Annotated in this window: 12 protein-coding genes; 6 read left to right on the plus strand and 6 right to left on the minus strand. The window is 73.8% G+C overall.

From position 1 onward, the window contains the following. Window positions 1-522: 522 nt before the first annotated feature. Window positions 523-1380: a helix-turn-helix domain-containing protein gene (locus ACFV88_RS24405; RefSeq protein ID WP_385493970.1), complete on the plus strand. Its 858-nt coding sequence runs from the start codon at window positions 523-525 to the stop codon at window positions 1378-1380. A gap of 439 nt (window positions 1381-1819) precedes the next feature. After that, window positions 1820-2029: a DUF397 domain-containing protein gene (locus ACFV88_RS24410; protein WP_385493972.1), complete on the plus strand. Its 210-nt coding sequence runs from the start codon at window positions 1820-1822 to the stop codon at window positions 2027-2029. A 109-nt stretch (window positions 2030-2138) separates the two neighbouring features. Here the strand turns inward: ACFV88_RS24410 and ACFV88_RS24415 are convergent, their stop codons facing one another. From ACFV88_RS24415 to ACFV88_RS24435, 5 genes are all read right to left on the minus strand, one after another. Continuing rightward, window positions 2139-3311, minus strand: coding sequence for an ADP-ribosylglycohydrolase family protein (locus ACFV88_RS24415; protein WP_385493973.1), 1173 nt, complete (start codon window positions 3309-3311; stop codon window positions 2139-2141). Window positions 3312-3423: 112 nt separating this feature from the next. Next, on the minus strand, window positions 3424-5604 hold the full coding sequence (locus ACFV88_RS24420; RefSeq protein WP_385493974.1) for a bifunctional serine/threonine-protein kinase/ABC transporter substrate-binding protein: 2181 nt from the start codon (window positions 5602-5604) through the stop codon (window positions 3424-3426). Between the two features lie 52 nt (window positions 5605-5656). After that, entirely contained in the window at window positions 5657-8017 is a 2361-nt protein-coding gene (locus ACFV88_RS24425; protein ID WP_385493975.1) for an ABC transporter substrate-binding protein, read from the minus strand. Further along, window positions 8014-8856 (minus strand): hypothetical protein, encoded by an 843-nt coding sequence (locus ACFV88_RS24430; protein ID WP_385493976.1) that lies wholly within the window; start codon window positions 8854-8856, stop codon window positions 8014-8016. The genes ACFV88_RS24425 and ACFV88_RS24430 overlap by 4 nt, the downstream gene beginning before the upstream one ends. Before the next feature lie 168 nt (window positions 8857-9024). Further along, a complete protein-coding gene (locus tag ACFV88_RS24435) occupies window positions 9025-9243 on the minus strand; it encodes a hypothetical protein (RefSeq protein ID WP_385493977.1) in 219 nt (72 codons plus the stop codon). Window positions 9244-9470: 227 nt separating this feature from the next. Between ACFV88_RS24435 and ACFV88_RS24440 the strand changes: the two genes are divergently transcribed. Next, window positions 9471-12125 carry a bifunctional FO biosynthesis protein CofGH gene (locus tag ACFV88_RS24440; protein ID WP_385493978.1) on the plus strand — a complete coding sequence of 885 codons (2655 nt, stop codon included), beginning with the start codon at window positions 9471-9473 and terminating at the stop codon, window positions 12123-12125. 130 nt (window positions 12126-12255) lie between these two features. Further along, complete coding sequence (locus ACFV88_RS24445; protein WP_385493979.1) at window positions 12256-12708, plus strand: iron chaperone; 453 nt, start codon at window positions 12256-12258, stop codon at window positions 12706-12708. A gap of 42 nt (window positions 12709-12750) precedes the next feature. Here ACFV88_RS24445 and ACFV88_RS24450 read toward each other — a convergent pair whose 3' ends face one another. Further along, the gene (locus tag ACFV88_RS24450; RefSeq protein ID WP_385493980.1) at window positions 12751-14325 is read right to left on the minus strand and encodes an APC family permease; all 1575 of its coding nucleotides are present in this window, start codon (window positions 14323-14325) and stop codon (window positions 12751-12753) included. A gap of 337 nt (window positions 14326-14662) precedes the next feature. On the opposite strand from ACFV88_RS24450, the gene ACFV88_RS24455 reads away from it, so the two are divergent. Both ACFV88_RS24455 and ACFV88_RS24460 read left to right on the plus strand, forming a co-directional pair. Then, window positions 14663-14851 carry a hypothetical protein gene (locus ACFV88_RS24455; protein ID WP_385493981.1) on the plus strand — a complete coding sequence of 63 codons (189 nt, stop codon included), beginning with the start codon at window positions 14663-14665 and terminating at the stop codon, window positions 14849-14851. 345 nt (window positions 14852-15196) lie between these two features. Beyond that, entirely contained in the window at window positions 15197-17995 is a 2799-nt protein-coding gene (locus ACFV88_RS24460) for a hypothetical protein (protein WP_385493982.1), read from the plus strand. Window positions 17996-18962 lie beyond the last annotated feature (967 nt).

The raw sequence follows: 18962 nt of genomic DNA on the forward strand, positions 1-18962 counted from the left end.
AACCCGACAGGGGCGCGGGGAACTGCGCGAACCATCAGCGCACCGCGCAGGACAACGCACCCGCACCAGGACGCACAGGTCAGGGGCGCGGGGAACTGCGCGAACCATCAGCGCACCGCACAGGACAACGCACCCGCACTGGGACGCACAGGTCAGGGGCGCGGGGAACTGCGCGGGCAAGCACAACGCACCCGCACGCAACAGCGCACCCGCGACAGAACGCACCCGACAGGGGCGCGGGGAACTGCGCGAACCATCAGCGCACCGCGCAGGACAACGCACCCGCACCAGGACGCACAGGTCAGGGGCGCGGGGAACAGCGCGGGCAACCACGACGCACCCGCACGCGACGGCGCACCCCGCAGCACCGCACCGCGCGGAACCCGGGCCAAGGGATGCCCAAGAACATGGAGTTTGCCAGCGCCAACACCCCACCGAGTGGCAGTCTGCTGAACAGCAGATACGGATAGTCGCCGGCGACAGCAGCCCGTGGTCGCGGGCCCGGAGCCGGAGGTAAGACCCATGGCGTCCCATGTCAACCCCACTGTCAGACGCCGCCGCCTCGGCCAGGAGCTGCGCCGCCTGAGGGAGTTGAAGGGCATGACCGCCGAAGAGGTGGCCGAGCGCCTCCTCGTCTCCCAGTCGAAGATCAGCCGCCTGGAGAACGGCCGCCGCAGCATCAGCCAGCGGGACGTGCGCGACCTGTGCGGGGTGTACGAGGTCGAAGACGTCCGCATCGTCGAGTCGCTGATGCAGATGGCGAAGGACTCGCGCCAGCAGGGCTGGTGGCACTCCTTCGGCGACATCCCGTACAGCGTGTACATCGGTCTGGAGACGGACGCCGCCTCGCTGCGCGTGTACGACCCTCAGGTGGTGCCGGGGCTGCTCCAGACCCGGCCCTACGCGCAGGCGCTGATCTCGGGCGCGCTGCCGGAGACCGCGCCGCACGACATCGACAAGCGGGTGCAGGTCCGGCTGCGGCGCCAGGAGCGGATCTCGGCCCCGCAGAACCCGTTGCGGCTGTGGACCGTGCTGGACGAGGCGACCCTGCGTCGGATGGTCGGCGGCAAGGATCTGATGCGGGAGCAGTTGGAGTACCTGGTGGAGCAGTCGCGGCTGCCGCACGTCACGGTCCAGGTGATCCCGTTCGACATGGGTGCGCATCCGGGGCTGAACGGCCAGTACGCCATTTTGGAGTTTCCCGACGCGTCGGATTCCAGCGTGGTCTACATCGAGGGGGTCACCAGTGACCTCTATCTGGAGAAGGCGAACGACGTGCAGCGCTACAGCGTGATGTACGAGCATTTGCGGGCACAGGCGTTGAACGTCGAGCAGTCGCGACAGTTCATCTCCGACATCGCGAAGGACTACGCACGCTGAGCGGACTTTTCCGGTCCTCATCGATACCTTCGCGCACCCCCAATGATCGCAGAAATGATCGCATGGGGGTACGCTCAGTCACCGGCCCCTTGGTCGCCGGTACGGATTCGGGGCGGGTGCGGAACGGCTCGCCCCTTCGGACGGAGCGCGACCCCGTGCGGGCAACACGGCTGTAGAAGCGGGAAATTGGCCGCTCTCGAAAAAATTGCCGAATAATACACCTCGGCCCATGAGCCGCGGAAGACTTGAATACCCAATCCCATCCTGTCGAGTGAATAGCGAGTTCGCTCAGTGGAGTTGGCGAGTAGCGTCGAGCGCGCCATCACGGAGCACGTCCCCGACCCGGGGGCGCGGTTCCTGGGGGCGGCGACCGTCGGGGCCACGGCCACCGACCGGTCAGCCACACAACCAACTGGCAACTGGCACAACCGGAGCGAACATGGCAATCCAGCAGGGCTCTACGCACACGTGGGTCAAGTCCTCCTACTCCACGGGCAACGGCGCGTGCATCGAGGTCAAGTCCCCGATCGCGCACACCGTCGACGTCCGTGACTCCAAGGTCACCGAAGGCCCCACGCTCGCGCACACCTCCGAGTCCTGGACCTCCTTCGTGACCGGTGTGCACGGGGGCGCGTTCGACCTCGGCTGACCCGGCCGCGACCGCGCACCGCACCGCGTACCACGTACCACCCGAAGAGCCCTCTCGACTGGCCCGCCGTCCCGGCCGAGGGGGCTCGGCTCCGTTCCGGCGGCGGCGCTCACCCCCGGGGGTAGCGCGCCAGCCAGGCCGGGGAGTCGGTCGACGGGCCGTGCAGGGCGGGCCCCTGGGTCATCTCCATCGCGAAGTCGTCGGCGAGGGCGAGCGCCGTGGACCGCCCCTCCAACTCGGCGATCCAGGCGGGGGGCAACGCCGTCTCCCCGTGCAGGGCGCCGAGCAGCGCACCGGTCAGCGCGCCCGTCCCGGCGGAGTCCCCGCCGTGGTTGACGGCGAGCGTCAGCCCGTGCCGGACGTCCTGCCCGACCAGGGCGCAGTACACGGCCACGGCCAGCGCCCCGGCGGCCTCACCGCCCCCCTTGCGGTCGACGCCGCCCCCGGCGTCACCTACGTCACCGCCGCCCCCGTCGCCGTGGAGCAGGTCCTCGACCCGGTCCGCGGACGGCGGGCCCTGCCGCACCGCGTCCAACGCCCGTTCCAGGCCCGCGCTCACGCTCTCGTGGCCCTCCCGCGCACCGATCAGCGACAGCGCCTCGCGCACCGCCTCGTCCGGGCTCCCGCCGCGCGCCAACCCGTGCACGATCACCGCGTACGCGCCGGCCGCGAGGTACCCCTCGGGGTGGCCGTGGGTCTGAGCACCGCACTCCACCGCCAGTTGGACCACGAGGTCCGGCTCCCAGCCCACCAGCAGCCCGAAGGGCGCCGACCGGACGGCGGCCTCGCAGCCGCGCTCCTGCGGGTTCTTCGGTGCGTCGAGGGTGCCCATCGACGCGTCGCCGAAGCCGATGAGCAGGGAGCGTGCCGGGTCGCGACGCGTGTACAGCCACTCCTGGCGGGCGAGCCAACCGTCGTTCTCACGCCGCTCGTCGGGGCCCCAGTCCCACTGGGTCGCCGCCCAGCGCCGGTAGGCCCGGTGCAGGTCGGTGGGCGGGTGCCAGGCTCCGGTGTCGCGCCGCACCTGCGCCCGGATCAGCCCGTCGACGGTGAAGAGGGCGAGTTGGGTGGCGGCGGTGACCGCGCCGCGCCGCCCGTGGGCCGGGGCCAGGTCGGTCAACCCCGGGTCGCCGTAGGCGTCGCGGATGCCGTCGCGGTCGAGTGGCGCCACGGGTGCCCCCAGCGCGTCCCCGACGGCGAGGCCGAGGAGCGTGCCCCTGACCCGGCTGCGGAAGTCCTGCTGTTCGGCCCGCCCCCACACCGTGGTGGCCGCTGCGCTCACCGGACCTCCCCCTCACTGCCCTCGCCGAGCGGCTGGCTCGCAGCACTGTAATGGACACGGTCAGTACGAGTGGAGTCTCCCGGTCCGCCGCCCGGGTGCCGGTGAACCTGGTTCACCGGGCCCGGTCCGCGGCCTTGCGGTCCACCTCCAGGAAGGGGCCCAGGTAGCGGGCGCGACCGTCGCGGACGAGCCAGAGGAACATGCCGTCGTTCTGGACGACGGTGTCCTCCCCCTCGACGAAGCGGTACCGGCGGGTGATTCCCCGGTACGGGTCGCCGCGCAGGTGCCGCCGCAGGGCGACCCGATCGGGGGTGTCCAGGGCGTCGAGGCCCCGGGCGACGAGGCCCACCGCGTCGTAGGCCTCGGCGGTGCCCGGCGGGAGGGCGCCGGTGCCGTGCTCCTCGCGGTAGGCGCGGACGAAGCCGGCCGCCCGGGGCAGCCGCTCCGGGTCGACGAACGTCGAGCCGATCGCCCACCCCTCGGCCGCGTCGCCCGCGGCCGTCAGGAACTCCCCGGTGCCGGCGGGTTGGGTGAGGGCCCGTCCGCCGGTGAACCCGGCGGACCGCAGGGCCCGGGCGCACAGGGCGGCGCGGCGCGGTGAGGTCCCGCAGTAGACGACGCCCTGCGCGCCGGCCGCGAGGGCGTCGGCCACCGCCGGGCCGAAGTCGTCGGAGTCCGCTTCCACGGTGTGCACGGACGCCGTCCCCCGGGACGGTGGTATCTCGCGCAGTGCCTTGACCAGGACGTAACTGTGGTCCTCATCGTCGCGGTCGTCGATCAGCGCGGTGCGCCGGGCGGGCCGTACGTGGGTGAGCCACTGCACGACGGGCGCGGCGAGCGCCGTCGTGTAGGGGCGGAGGGTGAAGACCGGTGTGTCCGGGAGTTTTTGGAGGTCGGCGTGGCCGGCCCAGACGGTGAGCATCGGCAGCCCCGCCTTCACGTACAGCTCGGACGCCGCGAGGGCGGTGGCGTCGCTGGTGGGGCCCAGGACCGCGTACACCGCGGGGTCGTCGACGAACCGTCGGGCCACCGCACGGGAGCGGTCCGGGTCCCCGCCGTCGTCCCGGGGGACGAGGCGCAGGGTGACCGCGCGGTCCGGGCGGGCGTTGTGGGCGGCGACGGCGAGTCGGGCGCCGTGGTGTTGCGCCCGGCCGACGGCCCGGTCGGGGCCGGAGGTGTCGCCGTGCAGGCCGAGGGTGAGCAGGGGCGGGGTGCCGCGTCGTCCGGCGTCGCCGCCCGTGTCGTCACGGTCGTGGGCGAGGTAGGCCGCGGTGGCGCCGCCGGCCGCGAGCACCCCGGCCGCCGCGCCCAGGGACAGGAAGCGCCGCCGACCCGGTGGAGGTGGCGCGACGGGCGGCGGGGCGGCCGGATGCTGCGGTTCGGGTTCGGGTTCGGGCAGGTCGAGGACCCGGGCGGAGCGTTCGGCGATCAGGGCGGGCAGGTCCGGCGGCAGCCAGTCGTCGTCGCCGGGGGCGCCCGCGACCGGGGGCACCGGGCCCAGTTCGGCGGCGAGGGCGGCTGCGGTGGGGCGGCCCGCCGGGTCCTTGCTGAGGCAGCGTTCCAGGAGTGCGCGCCAGGGCCCGCCGACGCCGGTGAGGTCCGCGGGCTCCTGCACGGCGCGGACCAGGACGGCGAGGGCCGCGCCGGTGCCGAACGGGCGGCGGCCGGTGGTGGCGTGGGCGAGTACGCAGCCCAGGGCGAACACGTCGCTGGGCGGGCCCACTTCGCCGGTGCCCATCCGGGCCTGTTCGGGCGCCAGGTACCCGGGGGTGCCGATCACCGCGTCGGGGGCGGTGAGCGCGGTGGCGCCGAGGGAGCGGGCGATGCCGAAGTCGATGAGTCGGGGGCCGTCCAACGCCAGCAGGACGTTTCCGGGTTTGACGTCCCGGTGGACCAGGCCCACCGCGTGCACCTCCGCGAGCGCCAGCGCCAGCCGCGCGCCGAGCCCCCGCACGCTGCGGTACGGGAACGGGCCGCGTTCGGCGAGGGCTTCGGCGAGCGAGGGGCCGGGCACGAAGGCGGTGGCGAGCCAGGGTTCGCGGGCGTCGGGGTCCGCGGCGGTCACCGGGACGACGAAGCGACCGCGCAGCAGTCGGGCGCTGTCCGCCTCGCGGCGGAAGCGGCTCCGGAACGCGGGGTCCGCGGCGTACTCGGCGCGGATCACCTTGAGGGCGACCAGGGCGCCGCCCGGGGAGCGGGCGAGGTACACCACGCCCATGCCGCCGGCGCCGAGCCTGGCCAGGAGCCGGTATCCGCCGATGGACCGGGGGTCGGTCCCCTTCAGTGCGCGCATGGCCGTTCCCTGCTCCCTTTCCGTAGCCACCGGTCCGTCGTCGCGAGTTGCCCTAGGCCCCCGGTGGTAGGGCCGGGGCGGGGCCGACGTAGCGGAAGGCGCCGTCGCGCACCTCGTGGAGGTAGACGCCGTCGGCGGCGTTGTACTCGCCCCGGTCCGCGGTGAACAGCAGCGGTCGGGCGAGGCCCTGGTACTTGGCCTGGCGCAACGGCTGCATCAGTGCGCGCGGTTCGGGTCGGGTCCCGCTGTCGGCGGTGCGCTCCAACTCGCGGATCACCAGCTTCACCGCGTCGTACGTCTCCACGGCCCACAGGCCCGGGGCGGCCCCGAACCGCTTGCGGTGGGCGGCGGCGAACGTCCGGACCCGGGGGTCCTCGGGGCCGATCGCGGCGGTGGTGACCCGCCAGCCCTCGGCGGCGGGCCCGGCCCCGCGGAGGAACTCCGGGTCGAGTGCCGGTTCCGCGGCGTAGCGGGGGCCCCGGAAGCGTCGGTCGGCGAGGGTCCGGGCGAAGCGGGTCGCCCCGACGGCCGGGCCGCAGTACAGGAACGCGTCGACGCCCGCGTCCAGCAGGTCGTCGACGACCGGGCCGAAGCCGTCGCCGAGGGAGGCCGGGACGACCCGCGGGCGGGCAGGGCGGCCGAGTTGGCGGAAGGTGAAGGCGGACATCGTGGAGTACATCCACGCCACCGTCTCGTCGCTGCGGTCCTCCACGAGGCCGGGTCGGCGGGGCGCCGGGTCGGAGCCCAGCAGCGCGTACACGGCCCGGATCGCGGCGTAGGAGTGGGTGGGGCGGGCCCGCAGGAACATGCGGGACTGTTGCTGCTCGGGCGCGGTCCGGCCGCCCACGACCATCACCAAGGGGATCAGGGCGCCCTCGTAGACGGACAGCGCGGCGTCCGAGGTGTGGTCGGTGCTGGAGCCGATGACGGCGAGCACGTCCCGGTCGTCGGCGAGCCGCCGGGCCGCTGCTGCCGCCCGGTCGGGGCGGCCCGCGTCGTCGCTGGTCCTGAGCGTCAGCTCGAAGGACGTGAGGCGCCGGGCGTTGTACTCCTCCACGGCGAGCCGGGCGGCGCGTTCCTGGGCGCGTCCGACCGCGGCGGCGGGGCCCGTCAGGGCGCCCTGGAGGCCGATCGTCCAGCGGCGGGCGGCGGGCCCGCCCCCGCTCCCGGGTCGCAGGGCCCAGGCGCCCGCCGCGCCGCCCGCGGCGAGGACGGCGCCGCCGGCGGTGAACAGCAGGAGCCGGCGCCGGGTCGGTGGGGCGGGAGCCCGGGCGGGGGTCGGGTCGGCGCGGGTGGGTTCGACGTCGGGCAGGGCGAGCATCGCCGCCGACCGGTCGGCGATCATGCGGACCACCGGGGGCGGCAGCCAGTCGGCGGTGCCGCGCGGTACGTCCTCGGCGAGGGCGGCCTCGATCCGGGCCGCGGTGGGCCGTTCGGCGGGGTCCTTGGCGAGGCAGCGGCGGAGCAGGGCGAGCAGTTCGGTGGCCGGGGTGGCGCGGGGCGCGGGGCCCTCCGGCGGGCGGGCGGCGTCCCGGGGGGCGTCTGCGGGGACGTCCGCGGGGGTGTCTGCGGGGGTTTGTTGGGGGTGGGGCGCGGCGCCGGAGCGGAAGGCGAGCCGCGGGTCCGGCGGGTTCTGGCCCGGCGCGGGTCGACCGGTGGCCCCGGGTGGTCCTTCGGCGGCCGGGGCGGGCGCCGCGTCGGCGATGCCCGCGAGGTCGGGCTCGTCGTGGACGGTGCGGTACAGCAGGGCGTCGGCGGTGCCGTAGCCGAACGGGGGGCGTCCGGTGGCGGCGTAGGCGAGCAGGCAGCCGAGCGAGAACACGTCGGAGGCGGGGCCGAGTTCACCGCCGTCGGCACGGGCCTGTTCGGGGGCGAGGAAGCCGGGCGTGCCGATCACCAGGTCGGCGGAGGTGAGTGCGGTGTCGTCCAGGGAGCGGGCGATGCCGAAGTCGATCAGCCGGGGCCCGTCGACGGCGAGGAGGACGTTCCCGGGCTTGACGTCCCGGTGGACCAGGCCCGCGGCGTGCACTGCGGCGAGTGCGGCGGCCAGGCTCTTGGCGAGCAGCCGCACGCTGCCCGCCGGCAGCGGGCCGCAGGCCGTGACGGCTTCCTGGAGGGCGGGGCCGGGCACGAACGCGGTGGCCAGCCAGGGCTGTTCCGCGTCGAGGTCGGCGTCGGTCACGGGCACGGCCCAGGGGCTGTCGACCCGGCGGGCGGCGTCGGCCTCGCGGCGGAACCGGGCGCGGAAGTCCTCGTCGTCGGCGTGTTCGGCCTGGATGACCTTGACGGCGGCGAGGGCGCCGGACGCGGCGCGGGCGAGGTAGACGACGCCCATGCCGCCCGCGCCGAGCCGGGCGAGCAGGCGGTGGCCGCCGAGGACGGACGGGTCCCGGGGCAGCAGCGGCTCGGTCACGTGGCGGCTCCCAGGGCCTCGCGGACGCGCTTCTTCATGAAGGTCAGGGCCTCGGCGGCGGACCGGTTGAGTTGCAGGCTGGTGAAGCCCTTGCCGCCCTTGACGACCACGGCGAGGGTGACGGGGCCGAGCCGGGCCTGGTGCCAGGCGTAGTAGGCGGCCTTGCCGCCGATGCGTTCGTCGACGAACTTGCCGGCCTCCATGAGGGCGTCGTCGGCGGTGAGGTTGCCGCCCTCGCCGTAGGCGGAGCCCAACGACATCAGGCCGGTGACGCGTTCGGCGCCGCCGAGCCGCTGGTCGGGGCAGCGCAGGGCCTCTTCGAGGGTGCCGGCCATCTCCCAGTCGGCGCTGGACCCGGTGCGGTGCACGGTCACCGTCGAGGACATCCGGACCAGTCCCTTGCCACCGGCGGCGGGCAGTCGGCTGCGTCGGGTGAAGCTCGCGAGGACGTCCGCCGGCAGTGTTCCGCGCTGCCAGACGCAGGACTCGTCCAGCACGTTCCAGTCGCGCGGGGAGCTCTCGTAGGGTGCGGCCTTCTCGAAGCCCCGGCCGAACTCCTCGGGGAGGGCCGCCGCCGTCTTCGCCAGGGCCGCGGCCCCGGCGTGGTCGTCGGGTGCGCGGGCGGGGTCGACCTCGAAGTCCAGGCGGGAGGGCGCAGGGGTGGGGGTCGCGGCGGTGCCGCCGCGGGTGGTGTCCTCCTGTCCCGTGCGCGCGCCGGGGGTCTGCTGGCCGCCCGGGCCCCCCTCCTCCGGTTCGCCGCCGGAGCTGCACCCGGCGGCCAGCGCCGCGCACAGTGCTGCGGCCCCGGTGGCCCTGACGACGGCCCGCATCGGTCTCACGGCACTCACCCTGTCCCCCACGTCCCTCGCACGGCGGACGCGCGGGCCCGTTCCCCCGGCCCGGCGACCACCCGTCGGTGTCCGACCCCTGCGACGACGGACGCGAGCGGATGGTTCCGTTCCCGGCGGCTTCGTTGCCGGGTCGTGTCGGGCGCAGGGCCCGGACGCCTAGGGGCGGTGGTGGTCGTCGCGGAAGCTCGGGGGGCGGCCGTGGACCGCGTTCGAGTGGTACGACTGCCGGTCCGCGTGCGCCTGGGCGCGGTGTCGCTGCTCGATGAGGAGCCCGTCGGCGTTCTCGGTGGAGGTGGAGGACCTGCGCAGCAGGACGATGACCAACCACACCACCACGGCGACCAGTACGCCGAACAGGATGCCCAGAGTCAGCACGCCCCACCCTCCCCGTGAACGGCCGCCCGCAGCGGGTGCGCGCTCCGGGGGGAGCCGCCGGCGGGCGACGAGACGTCACTCACGCTATCCGACGCACACCCCCGCCACCAGAGTCCGCCAAGTGGCCGGAACGGCCCCCCGCTACCGGGCTGACGTGGGACTTCACCGGGAGCGGGGCGGGCACGGGCCCCACTGACGCCGCCCTGCTGCGCTCGTATGCTCGGTCCATGACTGATGCCCAGACCGCGTCCGGCCCCGCAGTCCCCGCAGGTTCCGACCGGCGGGGTGCCTCGGCGCCGACCGCCAATTCGATGCGCCGGGCGCTGCGGCGGGCCCGGGACGGGGTCACCCTGGACGTGGGCGAGGCGGCGGTCCTGTTGCAGGCGCGCGGCGACGATCTGACGGACCTGTCGGCGTCGGCGGCGCGGGTGCGGGACGCGGGTCTCGCGGCGGCCGGCCGGCCCGGGGTCATCACGTACTCGAAGAGCGTGTTCATCCCGCTGACCCGGCTGTGCCGGGACAAGTGCCACTACTGCACCTTCGTGACGGTGCCCGGCAAGCTGCGGCGCGCGGGGCACGGGATGTTCATGTCCCCGGACGAGGTGCTGGACATCGCCCGGCGCGGCGCCGAACTGGGCTGCAAGGAAGCGCTGATCACCCTGGGGGACAAGCCGGAGGACCGGTGGCCCGAGGCCCGCGAGTGGCTGGCGGCGGAGGGCTACGACGACACCGTGGCGTACGTGCGCGCCATGTCGATCCGCATCCTGGAGGAGACGGGTCTGTTGCCGCACCTCAACCCGGGGGTGCTGACCTGGACGGACTTCCAGCGGCTCAAGCCGGTGGCGCCCTCGATGGGCATGATGCTGGAGACCACGGCGACCCGGCTGTGGAGCGAGCCGGGCGGCCCGCACTACGGGTCCCCCGACAAGGAACCGGCGGTCCGGCTGCGGGTGCTGGAGGACGCCGGGCGCAATTCCGTGCCGTTCACCAGCGGGCTGCTCCTCGGCATCGGCGAGACGTACGAGGAGCGCGCCGAGTCGCTGTTCGCGCTGCGGAAGGTGGCGCGGGCGTACCAGGGCGTCCAGGAGTTGATCATCCAGAACTTCCGGGCGAAGCCGGACACGGCGATGCGGGGGATGCCCGACGCGGAGTTGGACGACCTGGTGGCGACGGTCGCGGTGGCGCGGCTGGTGATGGGCCCCGCGGGCTGTGTCCAGGCCCCGCCGAACCTGGTCGACGCGGAGTACGCGCGGCTGATCGGCGCCGGCATCGACGACTGGGGCGGGGTGTCGCCGCTGACCATCGACCACGTCAACCCGGAGCGGCCGTGGCCCCGGATCGAGGAGTTGGCGCGGCACTCCGCGGCTGCGGGCTTCAGCCTGCGGGAACGCCTGTGCGTGTACCCGGAGTTCGTGCGGCGCGGGGAGCCCTGGTTGGACCCGCGGGTGGTGCCGCACGTCCGGGCGCTCGCCGACCCGGAGACCGGGTTGGCCGATCCGGACGCCCGGCCCGTCGGGTTGCCCTGGCAGGAGCCCGACGAGGGGTTCGTGGCGTCCTCGGGCCGCACGGACCTGCACCGCACCATCGACACCGAGGGCCGCACCGCGGACCGGCGGGACGACTTCGACGCCGTGTACGGGGACTGGGAGGCGTTGCGGGAGGCCGCGGCGCCGGGCATGGTGCCGTCCCGGATCGACGCGGACGTCCGGGACGCGCTGCGGACCGCCGCGGACGATCCGACGCGGCTCACCGACCCGGAGGCGCTGGCGTTGCTGCACGCCGACGGGCCGGCCCTGGACGCGCTGTGCCGGGTCGCGGACGACCTGCGCAAGTCGGTCGTCGGGGACGAGGTCACGTACGTCGTCACGCGGAACATCAACTTCACCAACGTCTGCTACACCGGCTGCCGGTTCTGTGCGTTCGCCCAGCGCCGTACGGATGCCGATGCGTACACGCTCTCCCTGGACCAGGTCGCGGACCGGGCGGCGCAGGCGTGGGAGGTGGGTGCCGTCGAGGTGTGCATGCAGGGCGGCATCCACCCCGATCTGCCGGGCACCGCGTACTTCGACATCGCGCGGGCGGTGAAGGCGCGGGTGCCGGGCATCCACGTGCACGCGTTCTCGCCGATGGAGGTCGTCAACGGGGCGACCCGGACGGGTCTGTCGATCCGGGAGTGGCTGACCGCCGCGCGGGAGGCCGGCTTGGATTCGGTGCCCGGTACGGCGGCCGAGATCCTCGACGACGAGGTGCGCTGGATCCTGACCAAGGGCAAGCTGCCGACGGCCACCTGGCGGGAGGTCATCGAGACCGCGCACTCGCTGGGCATCCGTTCCTCGTCCACGATGATGTACGGGCACGTGGACCAGCCCCGGCACTGGCTGGGCCATCTGCGGACCCTGGTGGAGGTGCAGGAACGCGCCCGGGAGAACGGCGTCGAGGGGTTCACCGAGTTCGTGACGCTGCCGTTCATCCACACCAGTGCGCCGGTGTACCTGGCGGGGATCGCCCGGCCGGGCCCGACGACCCGGGACAACCGGGCGGTCACCGCGATGGCCCGGCTGCTGCTGCACCCGCACGTGAGCAACATCCAGACCAGCTGGGTGAAGCTGGGCGCCGAGGGGGCGGCGGAGATGCTGCGGTCGGGGGCGAACGACCTGGGCGGCACCCTGATGGAGGAGACCATCTCCCGGATGGCGGGGTCGGGTTACGGCTCGTACCGGTCGGTCAAGGACCTCGTCGCCATCGCTGAGGCCGCGGGCCGTCCGGCGCGGCCCAGGACCACCCTGTACGGGGAGGTCTCCGAGGAGCGGCAGCGGGCCGCGGCGGCTTCGGACGGGCATCTGCCGCGCCTGTTGCCGGTGCTGCCCGCGGCGGAGGGCTGACGGTCCGCGGGGTACCTCCACCGGCGGCCCGTCGCGTGTCGGCCCGATGTCAGTGGGTCGGAATATGGTCCTCTCCTGTGGATCGGTCCCGCACCGCGGGACCACCCGGGTCGACTGGAGGGAACGCACCATGAGCAGCACCGACGGCAGCACGGGCAAGGGTTTCACGGCCGAGGAGCGGGCCGCGATGAAGGAGCACGCCCGGGAGCTGAAGACGGCCGCACGGCGCAAGTCGCGCGCGGACAAGGCGGCGGAGGAGGAGCAGGACGTCCTGGCGAAGATCGCCGAGATGGACGAGGCGGACCGGGTCATGGCGGAGCGGGTGCACGCCGTGGTGAAGGCCAGCGCCCCCGTCCTCGCGCCGAAGCTCTGGTACGGGATGCCCTCGTACGCGCTGGACGGCAAGGTCGTCTGCTTCTTCCAGAGCGCGGGCAAGTTCAACGCGCGGTACGCGACGCTCGGGTTCAGCGACCTGGCGAAGCTGGACGAGGGCGCGATGTGGGCGTCCTCGTTCGCCCTGACCGAGGTGACGGACGAGGTGGAGGCGCGGATCGCCGCGCTCGTGGAGCGGGCGGTGAGCTGAGCGCACCCGCACGCCTGGTGGGCGGGCGCACGCCGGGCCGCGTCAGTCGGTGACCACCAGGGCCGGGGTCTGTCGGGTGAGGACCTCGCCGCGGAAGAACGCGGGGCTCCGCCGGCGCATGACGAGCATGATGCCGAGGCCGAGGAGCAGCAGGCCGACGCCGATCACGAAGACCGAGCCGACGCCGAGGACGGCCGATCCGGAGCCGTAGGCGGGGTTCCACATGTCGATGAGGGTCTTGGTGAAGACGGCGGCGAGCAGGGTGCCGCCGAGGGCGGGGAAGACGCCCTTGAACATCAGGTCGCGCGGGGAGCGGCGCAGCTCCGCGCGGAAGTACCAGGCACAGGCGAACGCGGTCAGCGAGTAGTAGAAGCAGATCATCAGACCGAGTGCGTAGATGGTGTCCACCAGGACGTTCTCGCTGACCAGGGTCATGACGGTGTAGAAGGCGCCGGTCGCGATGCCGGCGGTGACGGTCGCCCGGCCGGGGGTGCGGAAGCGGGGGTGCACCCGTGCGTAGGACGGGGGCAGCGCCTCGTACGTGGACATGGCGAGGACGGTGCGGGCGACGGGGATGAACGTGGTCTGGAGGCTCGCGGCGGCCGAGGCGAGGACGGCGACGAAGAGCAGGATGCCGAGCGCACTGCCCATGACGGGACCGGCGAGCGCGGCGAAGACGTTGTCGGAGGTGTCGGGGTTGGCGAGGCCGAGCCCCGAGGTGCCCGAGCCGACGGCCATCTGCGCGGCGATGCCGGTGGCGAGGTAGGAGCCCACCAGCACGACCATGGCGACCAGGGCGGCGCGGCCGGGGGTGCGGTCGCTGTCGATCGTTTCCTCGTTCGCGGTGAGGGAGGCGTCCCAGCCCCAGTACATGAAGATCGACAGGGACAGTCCGGCGGTGAACGCGGCGAAGGACTGCACGGAGAACGGGTTCAGCCACGACCAGGAGAAGTCGACGCCGGTCGTGAAGTCGCCGGAGCGCGCCTTCTGGAGGGCGAACACCACGAACACGACGAGGACCACCAGCTGGAGGGCGACGAGCGTGTACTGCACGCCCTTGGTGGCGGTCATGCCCCGGTAGCTGATGGCGGTGGCGACGGCGATGAGCACCAGGACCGTGCCGATGTGGACGGCCTTGTTGTCGTCGAGCGCGGTGATGGCCGCACTGCCGGTGAGCTCTCCGGCCAGCAGCCAGAAGTACGAGGTGGCGACTCCGGCGAGGTTCGACAGGACGATGATCGTCGCGATGACGAGGCCCCAGCCGCACATCCAGCCCAGCCGCGGGCCGAACGCCTTGACCGTCCAGGTGAAGGAGGTGCCGCAGTCGGGGACGGCGCGGTTGAGCTCCCGGTACGCGAAGGCGACCAGCAGCATCGGCAGGAAGCCCGCGAGGAAGACGGCGGGCATCTGGAGGCCGACCTCACCGGCGGTGGAGCCGAGGGTGGAGGTCAGGCAGTAGACGGGGGCGACCGTGGAGATGCCGATGACCGCACTGCCGACCAGGCCGACGGAGTTCCCGTTCAGCCCCTTGCCCCGTACGTCCGCACCCCCGTCGGCGGGGCCCCGGGCGCCGGGCTCCGCGTCTGCGGCCGGAGGCCGTGCTTCCACCTGAGTCATGGACAGGAGGGTAGGCGCTGCGGTTTTCGTTACCGGAGAGGAAAGTTCCGCTTAACTCCCCCTCCCCCACAGGGGCTACGACCTTGCCTTGCGCGACAGAATTCGGAGTTCTCTCAGAGTTTCCATGGACCATGAGCAGAGCGAGCCGGACTTACCAAGGCCACTCTCACCGGCGTCCGCTATGCGGTAATCGTTGTCTGTCCGTTTTGTGGCGCTTTCAAATTTTCCCGCCCCCGGCCCGCGTCCGGCCCGCGCCCGGTCCGCGCCCGACCAGCCCCTTGATCACCCCTGGTCGACACCGGGTCCCGCACGGGAGCGTCCTGCCAGACTGACCGGTGTGAACGCTCAGAAGCCGGTCCGGTGCGTCCAGTGCGGCCGCACGTGCGTGATCCTGGCCCAGGCCGCCGACCCCGAGACCCGGCTGCCCCGGTGGCGCTACACCTGCCTCGACTGCCGCATCGCCTGGTGGGTGGACCAGCACGGCGGGACCGCACGGGACTACGAGCGCAGGCAACCCCCGCGCTGACGGCGAGGGCGCCCGAACACCCGCTGCGCCCCGTCCACCGCACCCGTACGTCGTGTCGCACGTCCGGGTGGCCGACGGGGTCCCCGGCGGCACCTGGCCGTGTCCCGCCGGCGCGGTGCCGGCCCCGCCCACCGCGGCGTGGTGATGGGCACCCACCGGGGCGGGCCGGCCGTGCGCGAGGACGACGGCAGCCCGCAGTAGCCGCCCCCGCGCCCGCCCGGCCGTCGGGCACCGGGCCCGCCGGTAGGCAACCGGCGGGCCCGCCCCCCGCATCCTTCGGACCGGGGGAGTTCCCGGAATCCGCCGGGGCGCCCCAGCACGACCGAGAAGCACAGGAGGATCACCTTGATCCGTGTCACGCGCAAGGGGGCCGTCACCGTGGCGGTCCTGGCGCTGGCGTCGGGGGCGCCGCAACTCGCCCTGGCCGCACCGGGATCGGCGCCGCCACCCGGCTCCGTCCGGTCCGCGCCGGCCGTCGACGAGCCGGGCCAATCGCTCCCCGAAGGCTGGCGAATAACCGATGCGGGCGGCGAGCGGGAGCTCGTCTGGACCGCGTCGAAGCCCGTTCCGATCGGTGACTCGCGCGTCGAGTTCCACGCCGGGGACGTCCGGCTGGGCGTGCCGGTCGCCGCGAAGGACCAGCGGACCTTCCGTTTGAAGCTCGGCAGCGCACGGATCGGTGCCGGTGACGATCTGAAGGTGTTGGCGAGCGGGCGCAGGTTGGACGAGGCGGGGCAGCAGGCCGAGGCCCGCCGTAGAGCCGCCCCCGAACAGCGCGCCGCGATCCCGCCGTTGGCGCCGGCGAACTCCGTGGACCCGGGTGTGAAGGGCCGCTACCAGACGACCAGTGGCGAGTACAGCCTCTCCTCGGTGAAGCTGCCGGACTTCCCGGCCAAGGTCGAGATGAAGGCCACCGTCGTCGGGCCCAAGAACGCGACCGGCCCCCGCCCCCTCGTCCTGTTCCTGCACGGCCGCCACGGCACCTGTTACAACACGGCGGGCGACTCCAACATCGACTGGCCCTGCCCGTCCGGCTTCCAACAGATCCCCAGCTACAAGGGCTATCTGCACGACCAGAAGCTGCTGGCCTCGCAGGGCTACGTCACCCTCTCGATCTCCGCGAACGGCGTCAACGGCCAGGACGGTTACGTCGAGGACGCGGGCGCGCAGGCCCGTTCGTCCCTGGTGCGTCAGCACCTGGCCCGTTGGGCGGGGTGGGCGAAGGACCCGGCCACCGCACCCGCGGCCGTCAAGCGGCTGCCCAAGGCCGACCTGGACAAGGTCCTGCTCGTCGGGCACTCCCGCGGCGGCGAGGGCGTCAACCGCGCCGCCCTCGACACCCTCCACAAGGCACCCGCCGCCGCCGACGGCTACCGCGGACCCGTCCGCTGGAAGATCCGCGGCACCGTCCTCATCGGCCCGACCCTCTTCGGCCACAACCCCGCACCCGACGTGCCCTCCCTGACCCTGCTCCCCGGCTGCGACGGAGACGTCTCCGACCTCCAGGGCCAGATCTACGCCGACGGCACCCGCGGCACCAGCCGCGGCAAGGCGCTCCAGGGGGTCGCCTACGTCATCGGCGCCAACCACAACTACTTCAACACCGAGTGGACCCCCGGCCAGGCCGTCGCCCCCGCCTGGGACGACTGGGGCGGCGAGGGCAACGCCTACTGCGACGCCGGTACGGCCGCCCGGCTGAAGGCGACCCAGCAGCAGAAGGCCGGGTCGACGTACATCGCCGCCGCGGCCCGGCTGTTCGTCGCCGGTGACGACAAGGTCCGCCCGCTGCTCGACGGTTCGCACCGCAGTGCGCCCTCGGCCAACCCGGCCCGCGTCCTCACCCATGCGGTCGGCGCCCACCGCAAGCCCGCGGTCCTGCCCACCACCTCCACCAAGGTCACTGGCGGCAAGGTCTGCAACCAGGTCGACCACGACGAGACGAAGAGCTGCCTGCCCTGGGACGGGAAGGGGACCTCACCGCACTTCGCGTACTGGCACCTGCCCCGGGAGACGGGCCGGTACGCGGTGTCGGCCGCGTGGTCCCGCGCCGGCACTCCCGTGCGGGTGACGCCGTCCCGCCCGTTCTCGGTGAAGGGCTCCGACGCCCTCGCGCTGCGCGTGATCGTGCCGCCCAACACCACCGGCACCAAGCTGGACGTCCGCATCACCGACACCAACGGCCGTCGGGCCCGCCTCGGTCAGGCCACGCTGGACGGGCTGCCCGGCAACTCCATGACCTCCTCCGCCTGGGCCCGTGAGGTCCGCGTCCCGCTGAAGTCCGCGGTGCGCGCAGGGCTGGACCTCACCAAGGTCAAGTCGCTGGAGCTGGTCCCGCGCAGCACCAAGGGGAAGCTGTGGCTGATGGACGCCTGGGGCTGGCGCCCCGGCACCCCGGCGCCCGACCCGGCGAAGAACATGCCGCGCGTCGACTTCGGCCGCCTCGTCGTCAAGGAGGGGAACTCCGGCTCCCGCACCGTCCGCGTTCCGGTGCACGTCTCGGGACGGGGCAGTGGCCAGATCCGGCTGTACACCGACCCGGCCGGCCCGGCGCCGCTCGCCCCCCGCACGGTGACCGTCAAGCCGGGCACGCAACACCTGGACGTCCCCGTCACCGTGCACGGCAACACCCGTTACGGCAACGACGTGCCGCACGAGGTCTTCGCCAAGGCCGTGCGGGGCGCCGTCGTCGGCAGTGACCGGGGCGGAGTGACCGTCGAGAACGACGACCCGAAGCCCACGTTCACCGTGCGGCCCGTCGCGGACCGGGTGACCGAGGGGAGCCCCCTCGCCTGGCGGATGACCCTGTCCGCGCCCGCCGACACGGAGGTGTACGGGCCGGAGCTCCGCGTCCTGCCGGTGACCGGCGGCACCGAACTGTCCACCAAGGACGTCCCGGCCGACTGGCTCGCCACGCACTTCGGCGCCGAGCCCGACCCGCAACGGCCCCTGTCCCAGCTGGACGGCAGCAACCTGTGGCTGACGGTGCCCGCCGGTCAGCTGAGTGCGGACGTGCCCGTTCCGACGGTCCGCGACACCGTCACGGAAGGCCCGGAATCGATCCGGCTCCAGCTGACCACCTATGACGATGAGGGCATCCCGACCGGGGGGTCCGTGCTGACCGGAACGGTCACCGACGCCTCCTGATCCGACCCGCACCCGCCGCGCGGGACCGTCCCGACGGTCCCGCGCGGCACCGTTGACCCCGCCTCAACAAGGGAGGAGTCCCCAGATGTCCACCACTTTTCGGTCATGACGGATCGTCAGGCTCCCGTGCGCGCCACCCACGCGCCCGCGCGCCCCGCACAGCGGTCGGCCACGCCGAACGGGCCGACGCGCCGCACGGTCCGAGCCGTTCGGAACCGGGCGCGCCCACCGGGAACCTCCGGTGCGCGTACGGGTGTCTCCCCTGGGTACGACAGCCCGTGCAGATCCCCGCACCGGGGGGTCCCGCCCGGGCACGAGCACTGTGACGGGTGCATATCAATGCTGCCGCTTCCCGAGCGGACAAGGCACACTGACGGAACCCAGACATCGCCTCAGGCAGGACAGGTGGACGCATGGACGGAGCACCGCGAGTCCCGGATCAGCGCCGTCCGGTGGCACCCGCTCCCGGCCGGCCCGCGGTCCCCCGGATCGGCGGGGGCCGGGAGCCCGACCCTGACGGTGCGGACCGCGCCCCGGACGCCGTGACGGGCCCCCCGAACGACACGGACGGCACGGACGGAGCGTCGGACAGCCCCCGCGCCGGTACCGGTAGGGGTCACGGGGAGGCGCCCGGACGGGTCGTGTCGGGCCCGCACCCCACCCCGGCCGCCGCACCCAGCACGCACCAGGCGACCAGCAGCAGCACGCCCGGAGCCGAAGCGAGCCCCCCGCCCACCGCGGGCCCGACCCGGGTGCCCCCGCCCCGCCCGACCGGCCCCGGAGCCACCGGAGCCGGCGCCGTCGAGCCGTCCGGAGCGCCCCGGCCGTCCAGAGCCACCGGACCGTCCGGCGACAGCTCGCAGGCGGCCACCGCGGCGGACACGGTGGGCACCGGCGCCCCGGGGGACACCACCCCGACGGCGGCCCTCACCCCCACCGCGGCCGACGGCTCCCCGGGACTGCGGTT

The organism is Streptomyces sp. NPDC059816, from assembly GCF_042732055.1.
GTDB lineage: Bacteria > Actinomycetota > Actinomycetes > Streptomycetales > Streptomycetaceae > Streptomyces.

Bases quoted from the DNA above. Each gene is read 5' to 3' on its own strand.
- ACFV88_RS24405 (WP_385493970.1), top strand. From the start codon at position 523: ATGGCGTCCCATGTCAACCCCACTGTCAGACGCCGCCGCCTCGGCCAG.
- ACFV88_RS24410 (WP_385493972.1), top strand. From the start codon at position 1,820: ATGGCAATCCAGCAGGGCTCTACGCACACGTGGGTCAAGTCCTCCTAC.
- ACFV88_RS24420 (WP_385493974.1), bottom strand. From the start codon at position 5,604: ATGCGCGCACTGAAGGGGACCGACCCCCGGTCCATCGGCGGATACCGG.
- ACFV88_RS24440 (WP_385493978.1), top strand. From the start codon at position 9,471: ATGACTGATGCCCAGACCGCGTCCGGCCCCGCAGTCCCCGCAGGTTCC.
- ACFV88_RS24445 (WP_385493979.1), top strand. From the start codon at position 12,256: ATGAGCAGCACCGACGGCAGCACGGGCAAGGGTTTCACGGCCGAGGAG.
- ACFV88_RS24450 (WP_385493980.1), bottom strand. From the start codon at position 14,325: ATGACTCAGGTGGAAGCACGGCCTCCGGCCGCAGACGCGGAGCCCGGC.